Origin of the sequence: Streptomyces sp. NPDC053431, from assembly GCF_044544925.1 — a bacterium.
Lineage (GTDB): Bacteria > Actinomycetota > Actinomycetes > Streptomycetales > Streptomycetaceae > Streptomyces.
Genome location: NZ_JBITXX010000032.1, coordinates 1 through 18,913, shown reverse-complemented (window position 1 = coordinate 18,913; position 18,913 = coordinate 1). Strand labels below are relative to the sequence as shown.

Sequence of the window (18,913 nt, the reverse complement as noted above, 5' to 3'; positions counted from 1 at the left end):
GCCGATTGTCAGTGGCGTAGGGCAGCATCGGACGTGTGAGAGCCGCGCCCACGATCCTGCATCTCGACATGGATGCCTTCTTCGCCGCCGCCGAGCAGGCGTCGAAGCCCAGCCTTCGGGGAAAACCCGTGGTCGTGGGCGGGCTCGGGCCGCGTGGCGTCGTCGCCACCGCGTCCTACGAGGCACGGCGCTTCGGTGTGCACTCCGCGATGCCGATGGCGCAGGCGCGGCGCCTCGCCCCCAACGCGGCGTACCTGGTGCCCCGCTTCGCCTTCTACCGGGCCATCAGCGGTCAGGTCATGGAGCTGCTGGGGCGGCTCTCGCCGCTCGTGGAGCCGCTCAGCCTGGACGAGGCCTTCGTCGACCTGGAGGCCGGGGGAGTCGCCGAGGACAGCGCGAGCGCGCGGGCCGCGGGGGAGCAGCTGCGTCGCGACATCCTCGCCGTGACGGGGCTGACCGGGTCCGTCGGGCTCGCCGGGTCGAAGATGCTGGCGAAGATCGCCTCCGAGGAGGCGAAGCCGGACGGTCTCGTGCTCATCGAGCCGGGGACGGAGCGGGAGCTGCTCGGGCCGCGCTCGGTGCGCATCATTCCCGGGATCGGCCCGGCGACCGGGGAGCATCTGCGGCGGGCCGGGATCGTCACGGTCACCGATGTCGTGGAGGCGGGCGAGGACGAGCTCGTACGGCTCCTGGGGCGCGCCCACGGTGCCTCCCTGTACCGGATGGCCCTCGGGCACGACGACCGCCCTGTGGTGGCCGAGAGGGACGCCAAGTCGGTGTCGGTCGAGGACACCTTCGACGTTGACCTGCACGACCGGCTGCGGATCCGCCTGGAGGTGGAACGGCTGGCGGAGCGGTGCGTGGCGCGGTTGCGGGGCTCGGGGCACTCGGGCCGGACGATCGTCCTGAAGGTGCGGCGCTACGACTTCTCGACGCTCACGAGGTCCGAGACGCTGCGGGGGCCGACGGACGACCCGATGGTGGTGCGGGAGGCGGCGGCGCGGCTGCTCGAGCTGGTGGACACGACCGGTGGGGTGCGGTTGCTCGGCGTGGGGGTGAGCGGGCTCGCGGACTACACGCAGGAGGACCTGTTCGCGCAGGCGGAGGCGGAGGCGGAGGCGCGGGAGGCGGAGCTCGGGGATGAGGGGGAGGGCAGGGGCGGGGGCCCTGCCGCGGGCTCCTCGGCGGGCGGCGAGGAGCGTGTCGCCGGGGCTGGGGCTGGGGCTGGGGCTGGGGCTGGGGCCGGGGCCGGGGCCGAGGGCGACGCGGGCGCGGGCGCGGTTCCGGCGGCGCCTCCGACGGCCACGGAGACGGCCGAGCGGCGGTGGGCCGCCGGGCACGATGTGCGGCACGCGGTGTACGGGGCGGGGTGGGTGCAGGGCAGTGGCGTCGGGCGGGTCACGGTCCGCTTCGAGGAGCCGACGTCCGCGCCGGGCCGCGTTCGGACGTTCCCGGTCGACGACCCGGATCTGGAGCCCTCGGAGCCGTTGCCGTTGGTGCCGGGTGGGGCGACGGGGGCGGCGGCCTAGCCGTCGGGGCGGCCTGCGGCCGGGCGGTGTTTCCCACCCGCACCGCCCGTGCGGGTGGGTGGGCAGTGGTGCGGGTTTTGCCGTGGGGCGCTGGGCGCCATCGGCGGCTGCCGGTCCTTGGCGGCCTGCGGCCGGGGCGGTGCTTCCCACCCCACCCGCACCGGTCCTGCGGGTGGGGGAAGAGGTGCGGGCTTTCCCTTTCGGGCTGAGCGCCGGCGGCGGCCGGTCAGTGGCGGCCTGCCGCCGGGTGGGCCGGCTGCTTCGCCCCTGGTCGGGGTCGATCGACTGCCACAGTCCCGAAGGGGGGTCGCCCCGCGTCGCCCCCACGGCTCGGCGAGCGGGGCCGGTCGTCCGCCCGGCCTGAGCGGGTGATCGGGTGTCCGCGCCGCCCCGGCCTGAGCGGGTGATCGGGTGTCCGCGCCGCCCCGCCCTGTGCGGTCGATCCAGCGTCCGCCGCCTCCGCCCCACCGCCCCGCGCGGGGCGGAGGCGGCGCGCCCAGCCTGCGGGTGCCGTGGCTGGAAGGCCCCGCGCAAGGCCGCTCTCGGCCCTCAGCCTGCGGGTGCCGCGGTCGGCCGCCGGCCGCTGCCCGGTCGTGGTCGTGGTCGGGTCGAGGCCGGTCAGTCGGTCGGCCGTCCGGGTGACCCCGGGTGCGGCTGCCGCTGGCCGTTCGGGGTGACCCCGGTCGCGGCTGCCGCTGGCCGTTCAGGGTGACCCTGGGCGCGGCTGCCGCTGGCCGTTCGCGTGGCCCCGGGCGCGGCTGTCACTGGCCGCTCAGGATGCCCCCGGGCGCGGCGGCTGCTGGGGCCGGGGGGAGAGAGGGGCTGGTGCGCGCGGTGGGTGGGTCAGGTTTCTTCCTGGCCTGCGAGGTGGCCGAAGTCTCTCGGGGTGTCCTGGGGTGGGGGCGGGAGGGCCAGGCTGTAGTGGCGGTAGAGCTGGAGTTCCTGTTCGGGGGAGAGGTGGCGGCCCACGCCGAAGTCGGGGGCGTCCTTGATGAGGGCGCGGTCGTAGGGGATGTGGAGGGCGTCGTTCACGAAGGCGCTCGGCTCCAGGGGGACGAAGGCGTCCCGGCTGAACAGGCCCGTGCGTACGGCCGCCCATTCGGGGACTCCGGTCGCGTCGTCCAGGTACACCTCGTCCACGGTGCCGATCTTGTGTCCGTTCCGGTCGAACGCCTTGCGGCCGATCAGGCTGCGCGGATCGATATCGGTCTGCACGGTCCCTCCAACTGGTCGCAACTCCTCTACAAGCACTACGAAAGTGCACATCTGGGATGTCGGCCACTTGAGCGATGGAAGAAGGAACGGCGCTGGTAGGCTGGCTGTGGCTGTCGACCCCGCGCGGGAGAGTCCTCCGAGGAAACCTTTCGGAGGCGCCGAAGGAGCAAATCCTCCCCGGAATCTCTCAGGCCCCTGTACCGCGCGGACGAGGTCACTCTGGAAAGCAGAGAGGGTGCGACGGCATCCACTCTCACCGACGGTGAAAGCCGGCGCGCCGCGAGGCAGGCCGGTGAAGCTCTCAGGTTTGGATGACAGAGGGGGAGGCCGTCCGGGCACCCGCGCCGTGGTGCCCCTCGCAGGTCGTGACGACCAGGAGGCCCCCGTACATGACCGCCAACCGCACTCCGCTCTCCGAGCTCGAGCAGGGCATCCCCTTCGAGCAGCGGCACATCGGACCCGACGCCGAGGCGCGGGCCAAGATGCTCGCCCAGGTCGGTTACGGCTCCCTCGACGAGCTCACGGCCGCCGCCGTTCCGGACGTCATCAAGAACGCCGAGGCCCTGGCGCTTCCGGCGGCCCGCACCGAGGCCGAGGTGCTCGCCGAGCTGCGCGCGCTCGCCGACCGCAACCAGGTGCTCGCGCCGATGATCGGCCTGGGGTACTACGGCACGTTCACCCCGCCCGTCATCCTCCGGAACGTGATGGAGAACCCGGCCTGGTACACGGCCTACACGCCGTACCAGCCGGAGATCTCCCAGGGCCGTCTCGAGGCCCTGCTCAACTTCCAGACCATGGTCGCCGACCTGACCGGGCTGCCCACCTCCGGCGCCTCCCTCCTCGACGAGGGCACCGCCGCCGCCGAGGCCATGGCGCTCTCCCGACGTGTGGGGAAGGTCAAGGGCGGGGTCTACCTGATCGACGCCGACGCGCTGCCGCAGACCATCGCCGTGATCGAGACGCGCGCCGAGCCCACCGGGGTCGAGGTCGTCGTCGCCGACCTGAGCGCCGGCATCCCGGCCGAGGTCGCCGAGCGGGGCGTCTTCGGCGTCCTCCTGCAGTACCCGGGTGCCTCCGGTGCCATCCGTGACATCAAGCCGGTCATCGACCAGGCCCACGAGCTCGGCGCGATCGTCACCGTCGCCGCCGATCTGCTCGCGCTGACCCTGCTGGCCTCGCCCGGTTCGCTCGGCGCCGACATCGCCGTCGGCACCACCCAGCGCTTCGGCGTGCCCATGGGCTTCGGCGGTCCCCACGCCGGTTACATGGCCGTCCAGGACAAGCACGCCCGCTCCCTGCCCGGCCGCCTCGTCGGCGTCTCCGTCGACGCCGATGGCAACAAGGCCTACCGCCTGGCCCTGCAGACCCGCGAGCAGCACATCCGCCGCGAGAAGGCCACCAGCAACATCTGTACCGCTCAGGTGCTGCTCGCCGTCATGGCCGGCATGTACGCCGTCTACCACGGCCCCGAGGGCCTCAAGGGCATCGCGCAGCGCACGCACCGGTACGCCGCGATCCTCGCCGCCGGACTGCGCGCCGGAGGGGTCGAGCTCACCCAGGGCGCCTTCTTCGACACCCTCACCGCCCGCGTCCCGGGCCGCGCCGACGCCGTCGTCGCCGCCGCCCGCGAGGCCGGCGTCAACCTCTACCGCGTCGACGCCGACCACGTGTCCGCGTCCTGCGACGAGACCACCACGCGTGCCCAGCTGGCCGCGGTCTGGTCCGCCTTCGGCGTGACCGCCGACATCGAGGCCCTCGACGCCGTCACCGAGGACGCGCTGCCCGGCGACGCGCTGCGCACCGACACGTACCTGACCCACCCGGTCTTCCACGCGCACCGCTCCGAGACCTCGATGCTGCGCTACCTGCGCAAGCTGGCCGACCGCGACTACGCGCTCGACCGCGGCATGATCCCGCTCGGCTCCTGCACCATGAAGCTGAACGCGACCACCGAGATGGAGCCGGTGACCTGGCCCGAGTTCGGTCAGATCCACCCGTTCGCCCCGGTCGAGCAGGCGCAGGGCTACCTCACGCTCATCACCGAGCTGGAGGAGCGCCTCGCCGAGGTCACCGGCTACGACAAGGTGTCGATCCAGCCGAACGCCGGCTCCCAGGGCGAGCTGGCCGGTCTGCTCGCGGTGCGCGCCTACCACCGCGCCAACGGCGACCTGCAGCGCACCATCTGCCTCATCCCGTCCTCCGCGCACGGCACCAACGCCGCCTCCGCGGTGATGGCCGGCATGAAGGTCGTCGTCGTCAAGACGGCGGAGGACGGCGAGGTCGACGTCGAGGACCTGCGCGCCAAGATCGAGCAGTACCGTGACGAGCTCGCCGTACTGATGATCACCTACCCGTCCACGCACGGTGTGTTCGAGGAGCACGTCGCCGACATCTGCGCGGCCGTGCACGACGCCGGCGGCCAGGTCTACGTCGACGGCGCCAACCTCAACGCCCTGGTCGGCCTCGCCAAGCCGGGCCACTTCGGCGGCGACGTCTCGCACCTCAACCTGCACAAGACCTTCTGCATCCCGCACGGCGGCGGCGGCCCCGGCGTCGGCCCGGTCGCGGTGCGCGCGCACCTCGCCCCGTACCTGCCCAACCACCCGCTGCAGCCTTCGGCCGGTCCCGAGACCGGCGTCGGTCCGATCTCGGCCGCCCCGTGGGGCTCCGCCGGCATCCTGCCGATCTCGTGGTCGTACGTGCGCCTGATGGGCGGCGAGGGCCTCAAGCGCGCCACCCAGGTGGCCGTGCTCGCGGCGAACTACATCGCCAAGCGCCTGGAGCCGCACTACCCGGTGCTCTACACCGGCCCGGCCGGCCTGGTCGCCCACGAGTGCATCGTCGACCTGCGCCCGCTGTCGAAGTCGACCGGCGTCAGCGTCGACGACATCGCCAAGCGTCTGATCGACTACGGCTTCCACGCGCCGACCATGTCGTTCCCGGTGGCCGGCACGCTGATGATCGAGCCCACCGAGTCCGAGGACCTGGTCGAGCTCGACCGCTTCTGCGACACGATGATCGCGATCCGCGCCGAGATCGAGAAGGTCGGCTCCGGCGTCTGGCCGGCCGACGACAACCCGCTGCGCAACGCCCCGCACACGGCGGCGGCCCTGGGCGGCGAGTGGAACCACGCGTACACCCGTGAGGAGGCGGTCTTCCCGGCCGGCGTCTCCACCGCGGACAAGTACTGGCCGCCGGTCCGCCGCATCGACGGCGCTTTCGGCGACCGCAACCTGGTCTGCTCCTGCCCGCCGCTGGACGAGTACGACAACTGAGGCGTGGCATGACGGTCCGGGCACGGGTCCGGGCATGACACGAGGGCCGGTTCGGAGATCTCTCCGGGCCGGCCCTCGGCGTTCCTCGTCCTGCGCGGCGGCGGCTTCTTCAGGCCGCCGTCGTCACCCGGGCCGCCGTCAGCGGGCGGTGCGGGGCGATGATCTGCCCGTCCGGCAGCAGCTCACCGGTGTCCTCGAAGAGCAGGACACCGTTGCACAGCAAACTCCAGCCCTGCTCCGGGTGGTGCGCCACGAGTCGGGCGGCCTCCCGGTCGGCGGAGTCGGCGGTGGGACAGGCAGGCTGGTGCTGGCACATGGGTGGATTCTTTCGCTGCGTCGTGGTGGATGTCCTGCGGCTCTTCGTAGGCATGGCCGCCCCCGTCGGTCGGTTCGGTTCCGGTCCCAGTCTTGCCCTACGGACGGCGTTCCGCAGGTATTTCGCGGCAGCTCGTCCTCTCCGGGGAAGACGCATCACCCGCAGGGGCGGTTCAGGTCAACTGCACCGTCTCTTCGGGGGGTTCGGGGTGGTCCCAGTGGGCTAGTCCGAACGTGACCCTCCTCGGACAGCAGTGCGCCCCGGGACCGTACGGGCCCCGGGGCGCGGGTGGCGGCCGCGGATCAGGCGGGTGCCGGCTCCCCGAGCAGCGGCGGGGGTGTCAGCCGCAGACCGATCACGGGCAGCAGGTCGGCCAGCCGGTAGGGACGGTTGGCGGCGATCCCGGGCGGCGCGGGGGCGAGCGGGACCAGGAGGTCGTCCGGTCCGGGCTCGGTGGTGGCGCCGTCCGCCTCCGTGTCGGTGTGCAGCCAGAGCGTCAGCATGTAGAGCCCCGGTACGGAGAGCAGCCGCGGCTGGTACGGGGTCGCCAGCGCGTCGGCCTGGATCAGGGCCCGCTCGGTGGCCGTGACGTAGGGCCCCTCGAAGAAGTGCGAGAAGGACCAGCCGTCGGGGGTGAGCATCGTGTCGCCGGCGGCGATCGCCCGGTCCCCGTTCCGGATGAGGAAGCGCCAGCCGGCCAGCCGGGTGCGGGGTGGCTGCGGCCCCGTCGCGGCGGCCGCTCCGGGGCCGCCGGGACTGGCGGGCAGCCCGAGAACATGCACGGGCAGGGGGAGTTCGGGGCTCAGCGGTCCCTGTGCGGCCCGCAGGGCCGGGGTGCGGGGTTCACGGACCGCCGAGGGCGAGCCGAGGGCCGCGAGGACACTGCGGAGAGCCGGCGCGGGGGCCGGGGAGGGTCGGAGCATGATGGGTCGCCTCTCACTCAGGAGACACGGTGACGCGTGGGCAGGTACGACGGCGCTGTCAGCGACGGGGCCAGAGAGGGGGGCCATGGGTGCATGGCCGTGCGCCAACACTCTGCCTCGTGCGCGGAGTTTATACGACACGTGTTCACACAGTGTTTCCGGTAGACGGCCCCGATATTCCTGACAAGGCGTCATCCGGTCTTATTTCCCAGGAGATTCCGTGGAATGCGTGCGTCCGGTGGAACGCCTGCCTGCACTTTCCGTGGAGGGCCGGTCGGCCGAATCTCGCCCCCACCCCACGAGACAATATGACATTGGTATATGTCGATTGCCCGTTGCCTTCGGGGACTGCCCCTGGAGAAAGCCGGTCCAGACTATCCGCCGACACCTCGGTTTCACAGGCGTTGTCGATCAATGCACTGGGCATCATCGTCCGTGACGCTCGCGGCCGTCGTGGCGGCTGCCCACTGGGAGGGACGCTCGATGGGGGAGAAGGTCGTGGCCGACGGGTTCGGCCCGTCCGACCGGCAGCACTACCGCCGAAAGCTCCAGCAATGCCTCGCCGCCCTCGCGCGGCTGCTCGCGGAGAAGCGGTTCGACCGGCCCCGCAATCTCATGGGACTGGAGATCGAACTCAATCTCGCGGGTGCGGACGGCCTGCCCAGGATGCTCAACGCGCCGGTGCTCGACCGCATCGCGAGCTCCGATTTCCAGACCGAACTCGGAATGTTCAACCTGGAAGTGAACATCACCCCGCACCGGCTGGGCGGCCATGTATTCGACCGGCTCGCGGAGGAACTCCGCACCGGCCTCGGATATGCCGACCGCAAGGCCGGGGAACTCGGCGCCGCCGTCGTGATGATCGGCATCCTGCCGACCCTCACCCAGGAGGACGCGGTCTTCGCCAACCTGTCCGCCGCCGACCGCTACACCCTGCTCAACGACCAGATCCTCGCCGCTCGTGGAGAGGACTTCACCCTCGACATCCACGGCGTCGAGCGCCTGCTGTGCACCTCGGCCTCGATCGTGCCCGAGGCCGCCTGCACCTCGGTCCAGCTGCACCTCCAGGTGACGCCGCCCCGCTTCGCCGCCGTGTGGAACGCGGCCCAGGCGATCTCCGGCGTCCAGATAGCCATGGGCGCCAACGCGCCCTTCCTCTTCGGCCGGGAGCTGTGGCGCGAGTCCCGGCCGCCGCTGTTCACCCAGGCCACCGACACCCGGCCGCCCGAGCTCCAGGCCCAGGGGGTGCGACCGCGCACCTGGTTCGGGGAGCGCTGGGTGGACTCGGCGTACGACCTCTTCGAGGAGAACCTGCGCTACTTCCCCGCCCTGCTGCCGATCTGCGAGGACGAGGACCCGCTGCGCGTCCTCGACGAGGGCGGGGTGCCCCGGCTGCACGAGCTGGTCCTGCACAACGGCACCGTCTACCGCTGGAACCGCCCGGTGTACGGCTGGGTCGACGGCGTCCCGCACCTCAGGGTCGAGAACCGGGTGCTGCCGGCCGGACCGACGGTGACCGACGTGGTCGCCAACGCCGCCTTCTACTACGGGCTGGTCCGGGCGCTCGCCGAGGAGTCGCGGCCCGTGTGGAAGCGGATGGACTTCGCGGACGCCGAGTACAACTTCGACACCGCGTGCCGTCACGGCATCGAGGCGGAGCTGCGCTGGCCCCGCCCCGGTCGCTCCGGCGGGACGGCGACCGTGCCCGCCGTACGCCTGGTCCTCGACGAGCTCCTGCCGATCGCCGCGGCCGGGCTCGACGCCTGGCACGTCGAGCCGCGCGACCGGGACTTCTACCTGGGGGTGATCGAGGAGCGCTGCCGGCGGCGGGTGAACGGGGCGTCCTGGCAGGCCGACACCTTCCACCACGCCCTCGACTCGGGTCTGGACCGCAGGGCGGCGCTCGCCGCCACCACCCGCCGCTACCGTGAGCTGATGCTCACCGGGGAGCCGGTGCACACCTGGCCCGTGGGGCTCGACGGCGGTGCCCCCGGCGCGTAGGTAGGGTTCCCGTTACCCGGCAAGCGATGGGGAATGGGAGACAGGTGTGGTGTCGGAGCAACGAGTGGTGGACGCTTCCCTGCCTCCCGACGGCCTGCCGCGCCGGATCCTGCGCTCCGAGACGCTGATCGTCCTCGCGCTCTCGCTCGGCGCGAGCGGGGTCTCGGCCGTCATCAGCTTCGTCGGCGCGCTGACCAAGCCGGGCGCTCTGAAGGAACAGGCGGCCACGCTCAACGGCTCGTACGCGCCCGGCCGGCCGTGGCTCGACCTGTCGTGGCAGCTGTTCGGGATCGCGACCGCCCTCGTGCCGGTCGCCCTCGTCGCGCATCTGCTGCTGCGCGAGGGCGCCGGAGTGCGGGGGCTGCGGGCGATCGGCTTCGACCGCACCCGCCCGTGGCCGGACCTGGGACGCGGGACGCTGGTGGCGGCCGGGATCGGCAGCGCCGGCCTGGCCTTCTACCTGGCGGCGCGGGCGGCCGGGTTCAACCTCACCGTGGTGCCGGAGTCGCTGCCCGACGTGTGGTGGAAATACCCGGTCCTGATCCTGTCGGCGATCCAGAACTCCGTCCTGGAGGAGGTGATCGTCGTCGGCTATCTGCTGCGCAGGCTGGACCAGTTGGGCTGGTCCCCGAAGGCCTCGCTGGCCGCGAGCGCGGTGCTGCGCGGCTCGTACCACCTCTACCAGGGCGTCGGCGGTTTCGTCGGCAACATGGTCATGGGCGTGGTGTTCGTGTGGCTGTACCGGCGCTGGGGGCGGGTGGGGCCGCTGGTGGTCGCGCACGCGCTGCTCGACATCGTGGCCTTCGTCGGCTACGGGCTGCTCGCGGGGAAGGTGAGCTGGCTCCCCACGGTCTGAGCCCGGGACCGAAGGAGAAGGGGCGTACGGCATCGGCCGTACGCCCCTTCCGCTGTCGCGCCGGACGTCAGGCGTGCAGCTCGCCGTCGATGACGGTGACCGCGTGGCCTTTGAGGTGGGTGCGGTCGCCGTGCAGGTGGGTGCGGACGATGCCGGTGCGCGCGCCGCCCTGGAAGCCGACGAGCTCGTCACGGCCGAAGCGGGCGGACCAGTAGGGCGCGAGCGCGGTGTGGGCGCTGCCCGTGACGGGGTCCTCGTCGATGCCGACGGCGGGGAAGAAGCCGCGCGAGACGAACTGGTACGCGCCCTCGGGGGCGTCCGCCACGGCGGTCACGATGATCCCCCGGTCGGAGAGCGTGGCGAGGGCCGCGAAGTCCGGGGTCAGGCCGCGCACGGTGGCCTCGTCGGCGAGCTCGACGACCAGGTCGCCGATGTGGGCGGCGGTGTCGTGGACCGCGACGGGCTCGGCGCCCAGCGCCTTGGCCAGGCCCTCGGGCGCGGGGACGGCGGTCAGGGACGAGGTCGGGAAGTCGAGCGTGATCGTGCCGTCCTCCTCGGCCGTGGCGAGCAGGATCCCGCAGCGGGCGGCGAACCGGACCGTGCCGGTGGCGGTGCCGGTGCTGTGCAGGACATGGGCGGTGGCGAGGGTGGCGTGGCCGCACATGTCGACCTCGGTGGCGGGGGTGAACCAGCGCAGGGCCCAGTCCGCCTCGCCGCCCGGCGGCAGCGGGTGGGCGAAGGCCGTCTCGGAGAGGTTGACCTCGGCCGCCACCTTCTGGAGCCAGGCGTCGTCGGGGAAGGAGTCGAGGAGCAGGACTCCGGCCGGGTTGCCGGAGAAGGGCCGGTCGGTGAAGGCGTCGACGATTCGAATCCGCATGAACGGGACCGTACCGGAGCGGGAAAAGGGCAGGCCAAGGCCAATTCGGGATGTCTGGACCGCTCGGGCGGTGGGCCCGGCGCTTGGCCGGACGGCAGTCGGGGTGTTGCTCACCGAACAGTTCCGATATATCGTTGAAGCATCGCGACAGTTCAACGATGGAATCCCGATGGAAGGAGCGTTGCGATGCGTACCTACGGACACGAGTACGGACACGGCCCGGGAGCCGGACGCGGGCACTGCGGACCCGGCCCTCGCGGTGACTTCGAAGGGCGGCGTGCCGCCTTCGGCCCCTTCGGGCCGGGCTTCGGCGGCGGACCCTGGGGCGGTGGCCCCTTCGGCGGCCGCGGGCGCGGCGGTGGTCGCGGCCGGGCGCGGCGCGGCGATGTGAGGGCCTCGATCCTGGCCCTCCTCAAGGACCGCCCGATGCACGGCTACGAGATGATCCAGGAGATCGGCGAGCGCAGCGGCGGGGCCTGGAAGCCCAGCCCCGGATCGGTCTACCCGACCCTCCAGATGCTGGAGGACGAGGGGCTGATCGCGAGCGAGAGCGAGGGCGGCAAGAAGCTGTTCACGCTCACCGGCGCCGGACGCGAAGAGGCCGAGGCGGGACCGGACGCCCCCTGGGAGGAGGCCGGGCGCGGCGTCGACTGGGACGCCGTGAACGAGATCCGGCAGGCCGGCTTCGGCCTGATGGAGGCCTTCGGCCAGGTCTGGAAGACCGGCAGCGCCGACCAGCGGCAGAAGGCCGTCGAGGTCATCAACGAGGCCCGCAAGAAGCTGTACCTGATCCTGGCCGACGAGCACTGAGCCGGGAGCGACACCGAGGGGCCCCGCGGCGATCCGCCGCGGGGCCCCTCGTCGTACGGAGCGCCGGTCAGGCGACCAGGCCGGCCAGCTTGCGCAGCGACTCGGTCAGCGCCGCCGTCGCCGAGTCCTTGAGCTTGCCCGCCATCAGGGAGACGGCCGCACCCGTGAACTCCCCGTCGATCCGTACGGTGGTGGCCTCGCCGTCGGCGGTGAGGGAGTAGCGCGTGCCGACGTTGACGCCCATCGGGCCCTTGCCGCGGATCGCGAACACGCGCCCGGTCTCCAGCTCCTCCACCGTCCAGGTCACCTCGGCGGGGAAGCCCATGAGCTTCATGTTCTCCGCGAAGGTGGCGCCGGCCTCCAGGGCGGCCGGGCCGCCGTTCGGGAAGCTGGTGTGGGTGGCGTTCCACTCGCCGTACGAGGTGAAGTCGGTGAGCTGGGCCCACACCTTCTCGGCCGGTGCCTCGATCCGTGCCTCCGCGCTGACTTCGGCCATGGGAACACCCCTTCACGCGTACCAGTCGGGCTTTCGGTGTCGCGGAACGTAGCCGGAGCAGCGCGAACATTCAATACTGATGAACCGTCAGTTCTGCGGTCTCGCCGTCGAGGCCGTCGATCCACCAGATCCGCGCGGAGTCGAACAGGTCCGAGGCGCGCGGTCCGCCGCCCTCGTCGTGACAGTGGAACGCGGCCCAGAACAGATCGGCCGGCAGCGCCTCCCGGGGTGCGTACACCCGGTAGACGTACTGCCGCCCGTCGAGCGCGAGCAGGGCCACCATCCAGAACATGCCCGAAGGACGATACGGGACGGCGCTGTGGTTGCGTGAAGGGCGCATGGCAAGGCGGCGCGCGCCCCTTCGGGGGAACGCGCGCGATCTCATCCGTAAGGAGGAGGAATCGCGCGCCACACCTCCGGTGGGATGTGTACATGCTTCTCCCCGGGGATGTCCGCGCCCGGTGCGAATGATGAGGTGGAAGGGTGCAACCTCCCGTCCCTCCGGCCCCCGTCCCGTACGACCCCGTACCCGGCCGCCCGGTCCCCGCACCGAGCCGCCTGCCCGTCCCCCGCACGCCCCGGCCGCTGCCCGCCGAGCGCCGCCCCGAGGCGGAGGAGGCGCTGACCGCCGCGCTCATGACGGCGGTCGGCGGCGCCCGGCGCCGGGCCCTGCGCGACGGCGACCGGCAGATCGACACCGCCCACCTCCTGCACTCCCTCGTCGAGACCGACCCCGAGGTCGCCGCCGTCTTCGAGGACGGCCACCAGCTCGCCCGGGTCCTCGGCTATCTCGTCCAGCGCTCCATCGGCTACGGGCTGCGCTGGCAGCGCTCCGTCGAGGACACCGGCTCCGCCCTCCCGGCCGTCCGGGACGCCGGGACTGCCACGTCCGGCTGGTCGCCCGCCGCCGCCGTCGCCCTCGCCGGCGCCTTCGAGCGGGCCACGCTGCGCGGCGACCGGCGGGTCCGGGGGCTCGACCTGCTCGCCGCCCTCGCCGCTGATCCGGAGAACCGGGCCGCCGAGGTGCTGCGCCGGGCCGGGGTCGACCGGCTCGTCCTGACCGCCCGGATCGAGGAGTCGTCTCAACAGGTGTAACGGGGGTTACGCACCTGTACGGGCCCTGTCATGATGGCCCGATGCACGCGTCTCAGGGGAGAAGCGCCGGCCTGGGACTCGCCCTGGCCTCGGCCTTCGCATTCGGTGGTTCAGGAGTGGCGGCCAAGCCGCTCATCGAGGCGGGACTCGACCCGCTCCACGTGGTGTGGCTCCGGGTGGCCGGCGCCGCCCTCGTCATGCTGCCTGTGGCCTGGCGCCACCGCGACCTGGTGCGGCGCAAGCCCGCCCTGCTCGCCGGCTTCGGCCTGCTCGCCGTCGCCGGCGTCCAGGCCTGCTACTTCGGCGCGATATCCCGGATCCCCGTAGGCGTCGCCCTGCTCATCGAATACCTCGCCCCGGCCCTCGTGCTCGGCTGGGTCCGCTTCGTCCAGCGGCGCCCGGTGACCCGCGCCGCCGCCGTGGGCGTCGTCCTCGCCGTCGGCGGCCTCGCCTGCGTCGTCCAGGTCTGGTCGGGTCTCAGCCTCGACCTGCTCGGACTGCTCCTCGCGCTCGCCGCCGCCTGCTGCCAGGTCGGCTACTTCGTCCTCTCCGACCAGGGCAGCGACGAGGCCGAACCCGCCGACCCGCTCGGCGTCATCGCCTACGGACTCATCGTCGGCGCCCTCCTCCTCACCGTCGTCGCGCGCCCCTGGGGCATGGACTGGGCGGTGCTCGGCGGCACCGCCGACCTGAACGGCACGGCGACCCCGGCCTGGCTGCTGCTCGGCTGGATCGTGCTGATCGCCACCGTCCTCGCGTACGTCACCGGCGTCGTCTCGGTGCGCAAGCTCTCCCCGCAGGTCGCCGGAGTCGTCGCCTGCCTGGAGGCGGTCATCGCGACCGTGCTCGCCTGGGTGCTGCTCGGCGAGCACCTCGCGGCGCCGCAGATCATCGGCGGCGCGGTCGTCCTCGTCGGCGCCTTCATCGCCCAGTCCTCGACGCCCAAGGCGGCACCGCAGGAGCCGGTGGCCGGCTCCACCGAGGGGGCTGCCCAGGGGGCTGCCGAGGGGGCCGCCGGGGTGGAGCGGACCGAGGCGGGCGGGGCCGGCGGGCAGCGCGGAGGGGTCGCCGGGCGGGCCGGTGGGTCCGCCGGGCAGGCCGGTGGGGCCGGGCTGGTCGGTGGGGCCGGGCAGGCCGGTGGGGCCGGGCAGGCCGGCGGCTCCGGGTCGGTCGGCGGGGCCGAGCTGGCTGGCGGGCGGACCACCCCGTAGGGTGCGGATCATGCATTCGACCGTTCTTCCGCCTCCCGCCGCCTAGCGCGGGCGGCACCTTCCGCTGACGAAGACCGGGCTCGGGCGGGCCGACACAGGCGCCCGAGCGGTTCGTCGCTGCCCGCCCGCGGAGCCGAGCGACCACCCCACCCGTCTTCCCACGGAGAACGCACGTGTCGAACACCCCTGCCTCCGCCCTGTCCACCGGGCGGAGCCTCACCTATCTGATCGTCGCCGGAATCGCCTGGGGCACCGCCGGGGCCGCCGCCTCGCTGCTCTTCCGGGCCAGCGACCTGGGCCCCCTCGCCCTCTCCTTCTGGCGCTGCGTCGGCGGGCTCGTCCTGCTCCTCGGCGCACTCGCGCTGCGGCGCGGTCCCCGGGCCGCAGCCCCCGCCGAACCGCGCCGGCGGCGGCTCGTCCGGATCCTGGGCACCGGGATCGGCCTGACCGTCTTCCAGAGCGCCTACTTCGCCGCCGTCGAGGCCACCGGCCTCGCCGTCGGCACCGTCGTCACCCTCGGCGCCGGGCCCGTGCTCATCGCGGTCGGCGCCCGGCTCCTCATGGGCGAGCGGATCGGTGCCGGCGGCGCGACCGCCGTCGCCGGGGCGCTCGCCGGACTCGGCGTCCTCGTCCTCGGGGGCGGCGGCGCCGAGGTCCGCCCGCTGGGCGTCGTCCTCGCCGTCGTCTCCGCCGCCGGCTACGCGGCGATCACCCTGCTCACCCGGTGGCTCGGCCGCGACGGCGGCGCCACGGACGCGCTGTCGACGACCACGTGGGCCTTCGCGGTCGGGGCCGTCGGGCTGCTGCCGGCGGCCGCGCTGGAAGGCCTCGTCCCGCACACCGACGCCCCGGCGCAGGTGCTCGGACTCCTCGTCTACGTGGCGGCCGTGCCGACCGCCCTCGCCTACGCCCTGTACTTCGCCGGCGCGGCCGTCGTCCGTGCCGCCACCGTCTCCGTGATCATGCTCCTGGAGCCGGTGAGCGCGGCGCTCATCGCGGTCACGCTGCTGGGCGAACGCCTCACCGCCGCGACCGTCGGCGGCACCCTGCTGCTGCTCACCGCCGTCACCGGGCTCGCCCTCGCCGAGGCCCGCACGGCGGCCGCGGGCCGGCGGCGGGGGGAGGCGGTGGCGGTCACCGTCACCTCGTAGCCGGGGGTTCGCCGGCTCGGCGGTGGGGGAGGCGGTGGCGGTCACGTGGTAGCCGGGGGTCTGCCGGTGGGGCGGCGGGCGAGGCGGTGGCGGTCACCTCGTCACGGGGGTTCGCCGGCGCGGCGGGGGAGGCGGTGGCCGTCACCTCGTAGTCGTGGGTCTGCCGTTGCGGCGGCGGGTCTGGTGGGACCTGGCCGCCGCGTCGCCCGGGCCGTCCCGCTCGGCCAGGTGGGCGTGGACCCTGTCCTGGACGTCCTGCGGCTTGTTGCCCGCGTACTTGAACTTCGCCCGCACGTCGGTCACCTCCAGGCGCAGGACCCGGATGCCGGGGAGCATCCGGCCGAACGGCGCCTCGGCGGGACGCACCTCGGCGGTGCCGCCCTCGGGCTGGAAGTGGGCCACCTGGCGGTTGAGCAGCGCCGCCTTCTCCTCCGGGTCCTCGACGATGTGGGCGGTGCAGCGGAGCTGGACCGCCGCGTAGTACGAGGTCGGGGTGCCGTGCGCGCCGGGGGCGCCGGCCGGGGCCGTCCAGTGGCCGGGCACGTAGACGTAGTCGTCGACCACGCTGAGGAGGACGGTCGGATCGCGCTCCAGGTCGTGCCAGAGCGGGTTCGGCCGGGCCAGATGGGTGATCACCTGGCCGTACCGGCCCGGGGCGGGCTCGTAGCGGAAGTGCATCGGCTGGACCCACGGCGGTTCGCCGGGCGCGCCGTTGACGGCGAGCTGCCCGAAGTCGTGGGCGGCCAGCCAGCCGCGCCACTCGTCCTCGTCCTGGGCCGCGTCCCACGGGTGGATCAACATGCCGGGGTCCCCCTCAGAGGTTCACGAGGTAGTCGGGCAGGGCGACGGCCGGGTCCAGGTCCGCGGCCGGGACCGGGGCGCCGTAGCTCCGCCGGACCGGGACCACACCGGACCAGTGGGGGAGCGCCAGGTCCTCGGGCTCGTCGTTCGGGCCGCCGGTACGGACCTTCGCCGAGACCTCGTTCAGGTCGAGCCGGAGGACGGCGGTGGCGGCGAGCTCCTTGGCGTTGCCGGGGCGCGAGTCGTACGAGCGGCCGGGGACGACGTGGTCGACCAGCGCGTCGAGGGCCGTACGCAGCTCCTCCGGGTCGGTGACCTGGTGGGCGGTGCCGTGCACCACGACCGAGCGGTAGTTGATCGAGTGGTGGAAGGCGGACTTGGCCAGCACCAGGCCGTCCACATGGGTCACCGTGAGGCAGACCGGCAGGCCCGGAGCCTCCTCGCCCGTGCCCGCCATGCGCAGCGGCCGGGACCCGGTCGAGCCGTGCACGTAGAGCCGCTCGCCGACCCTGCCGTAGAGCGTGGGCAGCACGACGGGGGCGCCGTCGCGGACGAAGCCGAGGTGGCAGAGGTAGGTCTCGTCGAGTATCGAGTGCACCAGCTCGCGGTCGTACGAGGCGCGCTCACGGGAGCGGGTGGGGACGGTGCGCTCCGTGGGCTCGTAGGGAGTGGTGGACGTGGTCGGTGGGATGGGTGCGTCCGACGGCTGGGGCGTCCTCGTGGTGGCCGACGGGCAGGCCGTCTCTGTCGTGACCGTCGTCCCTGTGGTCCCCGTCGTGTCCGTCATTTGCCTACTCCATTGCACTAGTGCATAATCTGCTTTGTGCTAGGAGAGTATCGGATCGAAGGTCGTCGCGCATCGGAGATCGCCGCCAGCGTCGAGCGGGGGGTGGGCTCCGGGCAGCTCGCCCCCGGCCAACTGCTGCCGCCCATGCGGGAGTTGGCCGCCACGCTCGGAGTGAATCCGAACACCGTCGCCGCCGCCTATCGCACCCTGCGCGAGCGCGGGGTGATCGAGACCGACGGGCGGCGCGGCAGCCGCGTGCGGTCCGCGCCCGCCACCACCGCCCGCGGATCCATCCGCGTCGACGCCCCCGAAGGCGTCCGGGACGTGAGCAACGGCAGTCCGGACCCCGCGCTCCTTCCGCCGCTCGACGGCGTCCTCGCCGCCGTGGCCGCCGAGTACGCCGCCCGGCCCCCGATGTACGGAGAGGCGCCCGTCGACGAGGAGTTCGCCCGGCTCGCGCGGGCCGCCTTCGACGCGGGCGGAGTGCCGCCCGGGCCGGTCGGGGTCGCCTCCGGCTCCCTCGACGCCGTCGAGCGGGTGCTCGCCGCGCACCTCAAGCCGGGCGACGCCGTCGCCGTCGAGGACCCCGGCTGGGGCAGCCTCCTCGACCTCGTACCGGCGCTCGGGCTGCGGCCGGTACCGGTCGCCGTCGACGACGAGGGGCCGCTGCCGGACGCCGTCGCGGGGGCGCTGCGGGTCGGGGCGCGCGCCGTGATCATCACCGACCGGGCCCAGAACCCGACCGGCGCGTGTGTCTCCGAGCGCCGTGCCGCCGAACTGCGCGCCGTCCTCGCCGCGCATCCGGACGTGCTGCTCGTCGAGGACGACCATGGCCACGGGATCGTCGCCCAGCCGCTGCACCCGCTCGCCACGGGCTCGGGGCGGTGGGTGTTCGTGCGGTCGGTGGCCAAGGCCTGGGGGCCCGATCTGCGCATCGCCGCGTTCACCGGCGACGCCGAGACCGTCGACCGGGTGCTGGGGCGGCAGCGGCTCGGACCCGGCTGGGTCAGCCGGCTGCTGCAGCGGGCCGTGGTCCACCTGTGGCGTACCGGGGCCGTCGACCCCGAGGTCGTCGCGGCGGCCTACGGGGGGCGGCGGGACGGGCTGGTCCGGGCGCTGGCCCGGCGCGGGGTCGAGGCGCACGGGGTCAGCGGGATGAACGTGTGGGTGCCGGTCGCCGACGAGACCGGGGCCGTGGCCCGGCTGCTCGGGCGGGGGTGGGCGGTCGCCCCGGGGGCTCGCTTCCGGATGGAGGCCGGGCCGGCGGTCCGGCTGACCGTCTCGGGACTCGTCGTCGGTGATCTCGAGACGCTTGCCGACGCGGTGGCGTTCGCGGCGGGGCCGGCGCCGGCGCGGAGTTACGGCTGAGGGTGGGGGTGGGGTGGGGGTGGGGGCGTTACGGCGGGTGCGGGTGCGGGTGCGGGTGCGGGTTTGAGTCCGGGTTACGGCTGGGCTCGCCTTGCCCGGCCGTGGGTGCTTTCACCCGTGGGTTCGCGGGGTCCGGGGCCTCCGCGGGGGAGGGAGGTGTCCGGACTGCGTGCTCCACTTCGCTTCGCTCGTGGAGGACGCC

Annotated in this window: 17 protein-coding genes and 1 riboswitch; of the genes, 9 read left to right on the top strand and 8 right to left on the bottom strand. The window is 73.5% G+C overall.

Translation table 11 applies throughout. The features are described from left to right. Positions 1 to 35 precede the first annotated feature (35 nt). Positions 36 to 1,529, top strand: a complete 1,494-nt coding sequence (locus ACIGXE_RS35720) for a DNA polymerase IV (protein WP_399754228.1) — start codon at positions 36 to 38, stop codon at positions 1,527 to 1,529. An 843-nt stretch (positions 1,530 to 2,372) separates the two neighbouring features. Here the strand turns inward: ACIGXE_RS35720 and ACIGXE_RS35715 are convergent. Then, a complete protein-coding gene (locus ACIGXE_RS35715) occupies positions 2,373 to 2,744 on the bottom strand; it encodes a PRC-barrel domain-containing protein (RefSeq protein WP_399754226.1) in 372 nt (123 codons plus the stop codon). Between the two features lie 114 nt (positions 2,745 to 2,858). Then, a riboswitch (glycine riboswitch) is annotated at positions 2,859 to 2,957 on the top strand. Positions 2,958 to 3,133: 176 nt separating this feature from the next. Here ACIGXE_RS35715 and gcvP point away from each other — a divergent pair. After that, positions 3,134 to 6,019 (top strand): aminomethyl-transferring glycine dehydrogenase, encoded by a 2,886-nt coding sequence (gcvP, locus tag ACIGXE_RS35710; RefSeq protein WP_399754225.1) that lies wholly within the window; start codon positions 3,134 to 3,136, stop codon positions 6,017 to 6,019. Positions 6,020 to 6,128: 109 nt separating this feature from the next. Here the strand turns inward: gcvP and ACIGXE_RS35705 are convergent, their stop codons facing one another. Next, positions 6,129 to 6,335 (bottom strand): DUF5999 family protein, encoded by a 207-nt coding sequence (locus ACIGXE_RS35705; protein ID WP_365350442.1) that lies wholly within the window; start codon positions 6,333 to 6,335, stop codon positions 6,129 to 6,131. A 302-nt stretch (positions 6,336 to 6,637) separates the two neighbouring features. Further along, positions 6,638 to 7,258 (bottom strand): hypothetical protein, encoded by a 621-nt coding sequence (locus ACIGXE_RS35700; protein ID WP_399754223.1) that lies wholly within the window; start codon positions 7,256 to 7,258, stop codon positions 6,638 to 6,640. Positions 7,259 to 7,741: 483 nt separating this feature from the next. Here ACIGXE_RS35700 and ACIGXE_RS35695 point away from each other — a divergent pair, with 483 nt between their 5' ends. Continuing rightward, positions 7,742 to 9,259: a glutamate--cysteine ligase gene (locus ACIGXE_RS35695; RefSeq protein WP_399754244.1), complete on the top strand. Its 1,518-nt coding sequence runs from the start codon at positions 7,742 to 7,744 to the stop codon at positions 9,257 to 9,259. Positions 9,260 to 9,308: 49 nt separating this feature from the next. Then, positions 9,309 to 10,115 (top strand): CPBP family intramembrane glutamic endopeptidase, encoded by an 807-nt coding sequence (locus tag ACIGXE_RS35690; RefSeq protein ID WP_399754221.1) that lies wholly within the window; start codon positions 9,309 to 9,311, stop codon positions 10,113 to 10,115. 67 nt (positions 10,116 to 10,182) lie between these two features. Here ACIGXE_RS35690 and ACIGXE_RS35685 read toward each other — a convergent pair whose 3' ends face one another. After that, complete coding sequence (locus tag ACIGXE_RS35685; RefSeq protein ID WP_399754219.1) at positions 10,183 to 10,992, bottom strand: PhzF family phenazine biosynthesis protein; 810 nt, start codon at positions 10,990 to 10,992, stop codon at positions 10,183 to 10,185. A 186-nt stretch (positions 10,993 to 11,178) separates the two neighbouring features. Here ACIGXE_RS35685 and ACIGXE_RS35680 point away from each other — a divergent pair, with 186 nt between their 5' ends. After that, entirely contained in the window at positions 11,179 to 11,802 is a 624-nt protein-coding gene (locus ACIGXE_RS35680) for a PadR family transcriptional regulator (RefSeq protein WP_399754217.1), read from the top strand. 67 nt (positions 11,803 to 11,869) lie between these two features. Here ACIGXE_RS35680 and ACIGXE_RS35675 read toward each other — a convergent pair whose 3' ends face one another. Both ACIGXE_RS35675 and ACIGXE_RS35670 read right to left on the bottom strand, forming a co-directional pair. After that, positions 11,870 to 12,298: an SRPBCC family protein gene (locus ACIGXE_RS35675; RefSeq protein WP_399754215.1), complete on the bottom strand. Its 429-nt coding sequence runs from the start codon at positions 12,296 to 12,298 to the stop codon at positions 11,870 to 11,872. Between the two features lie 70 nt (positions 12,299 to 12,368). Then, positions 12,369 to 12,590, bottom strand: a complete 222-nt coding sequence (locus tag ACIGXE_RS35670) for a hypothetical protein (RefSeq protein WP_399754214.1) — start codon at positions 12,588 to 12,590, stop codon at positions 12,369 to 12,371. A 191-nt stretch (positions 12,591 to 12,781) separates the two neighbouring features. On the opposite strand from ACIGXE_RS35670, the gene ACIGXE_RS35665 reads away from it, so the two are divergent. The 3 genes from ACIGXE_RS35665 (at position 12,782) to ACIGXE_RS35655 (ending at position 15,755) form a co-directional block, all read left to right on the top strand. Further along, positions 12,782 to 13,393, top strand: coding sequence for a Clp protease N-terminal domain-containing protein (locus ACIGXE_RS35665; protein ID WP_399754212.1), 612 nt, complete (start codon positions 12,782 to 12,784; stop codon positions 13,391 to 13,393). A 41-nt stretch (positions 13,394 to 13,434) separates the two neighbouring features. Further along, complete coding sequence (locus tag ACIGXE_RS35660; RefSeq protein WP_399754211.1) at positions 13,435 to 14,604, top strand: EamA family transporter; 1,170 nt, start codon at positions 13,435 to 13,437, stop codon at positions 14,602 to 14,604. 173 nt (positions 14,605 to 14,777) lie between these two features. Next, the gene (locus ACIGXE_RS35655) at positions 14,778 to 15,755 is read left to right on the top strand and encodes a DMT family transporter (protein ID WP_399754210.1); all 978 of its coding nucleotides are present in this window, start codon (positions 14,778 to 14,780) and stop codon (positions 15,753 to 15,755) included. 141 nt (positions 15,756 to 15,896) lie between these two features. On the opposite strand, the gene ACIGXE_RS35650 is transcribed toward ACIGXE_RS35655, so the two are convergent. Both ACIGXE_RS35650 and ACIGXE_RS35645 read right to left on the bottom strand, forming a co-directional pair. Then, positions 15,897 to 16,556 carry an FMN-binding negative transcriptional regulator gene (locus tag ACIGXE_RS35650; RefSeq protein WP_399754208.1) on the bottom strand — a complete coding sequence of 220 codons (660 nt, stop codon included), beginning with the start codon at positions 16,554 to 16,556 and terminating at the stop codon, positions 15,897 to 15,899. A 13-nt stretch (positions 16,557 to 16,569) separates the two neighbouring features. Continuing rightward, entirely contained in the window at positions 16,570 to 17,343 is a 774-nt protein-coding gene (locus ACIGXE_RS35645) for a pyridoxamine 5'-phosphate oxidase family protein (protein WP_399754206.1), read from the bottom strand. 36 nt (positions 17,344 to 17,379) lie between these two features. On the opposite strand from ACIGXE_RS35645, the gene ACIGXE_RS35640 reads away from it, so the two are divergent. Next, positions 17,380 to 18,711 carry an aminotransferase class I/II-fold pyridoxal phosphate-dependent enzyme gene (locus ACIGXE_RS35640; RefSeq protein WP_399754204.1) on the top strand — a complete coding sequence of 444 codons (1,332 nt, stop codon included), beginning with the start codon at positions 17,380 to 17,382 and terminating at the stop codon, positions 18,709 to 18,711. Positions 18,712 to 18,913 lie beyond the last annotated feature (202 nt).

Excerpts from the sequence above, each read along its gene's own strand:
- ACIGXE_RS35670 (WP_399754214.1), bottom strand. The coding sequence starts at position 12,590 with ATGTTCTGGATGGTGGCCCTGCTCGCGCTCGACGGGCGGCAGTACGTC.
- ACIGXE_RS35645 (WP_399754206.1), bottom strand. The coding sequence starts at position 17,343 with ATGACGGACACGACGGGGACCACAGGGACGACGGTCACGACAGAGACG.
- ACIGXE_RS35675 (WP_399754215.1), bottom strand. The coding sequence starts at position 12,298 with ATGGCCGAAGTCAGCGCGGAGGCACGGATCGAGGCACCGGCCGAGAAG.
- ACIGXE_RS35650 (WP_399754208.1), bottom strand. The coding sequence starts at position 16,556 with ATGTTGATCCACCCGTGGGACGCGGCCCAGGACGAGGACGAGTGGCGC.
- ACIGXE_RS35705 (WP_365350442.1), bottom strand. The coding sequence starts at position 6,335 with ATGTGCCAGCACCAGCCTGCCTGTCCCACCGCCGACTCCGCCGACCGG.
- ACIGXE_RS35700 (WP_399754223.1), bottom strand. The coding sequence starts at position 7,258 with ATGCTCCGACCCTCCCCGGCCCCCGCGCCGGCTCTCCGCAGTGTCCTC.
- ACIGXE_RS35660 (WP_399754211.1), top strand. The coding sequence starts at position 13,435 with ATGCACGCGTCTCAGGGGAGAAGCGCCGGCCTGGGACTCGCCCTGGCC.
- ACIGXE_RS35680 (WP_399754217.1), top strand. The coding sequence starts at position 11,179 with ATGCGTACCTACGGACACGAGTACGGACACGGCCCGGGAGCCGGACGC.
- ACIGXE_RS35695 (WP_399754244.1), top strand. The coding sequence starts at position 7,742 with ATGGGGGAGAAGGTCGTGGCCGACGGGTTCGGCCCGTCCGACCGGCAG.
- ACIGXE_RS35685 (WP_399754219.1), bottom strand. The coding sequence starts at position 10,992 with ATGCGGATTCGAATCGTCGACGCCTTCACCGACCGGCCCTTCTCCGGC.
- gcvP (WP_399754225.1), top strand. The coding sequence starts at position 3,134 with ATGACCGCCAACCGCACTCCGCTCTCCGAGCTCGAGCAGGGCATCCCC.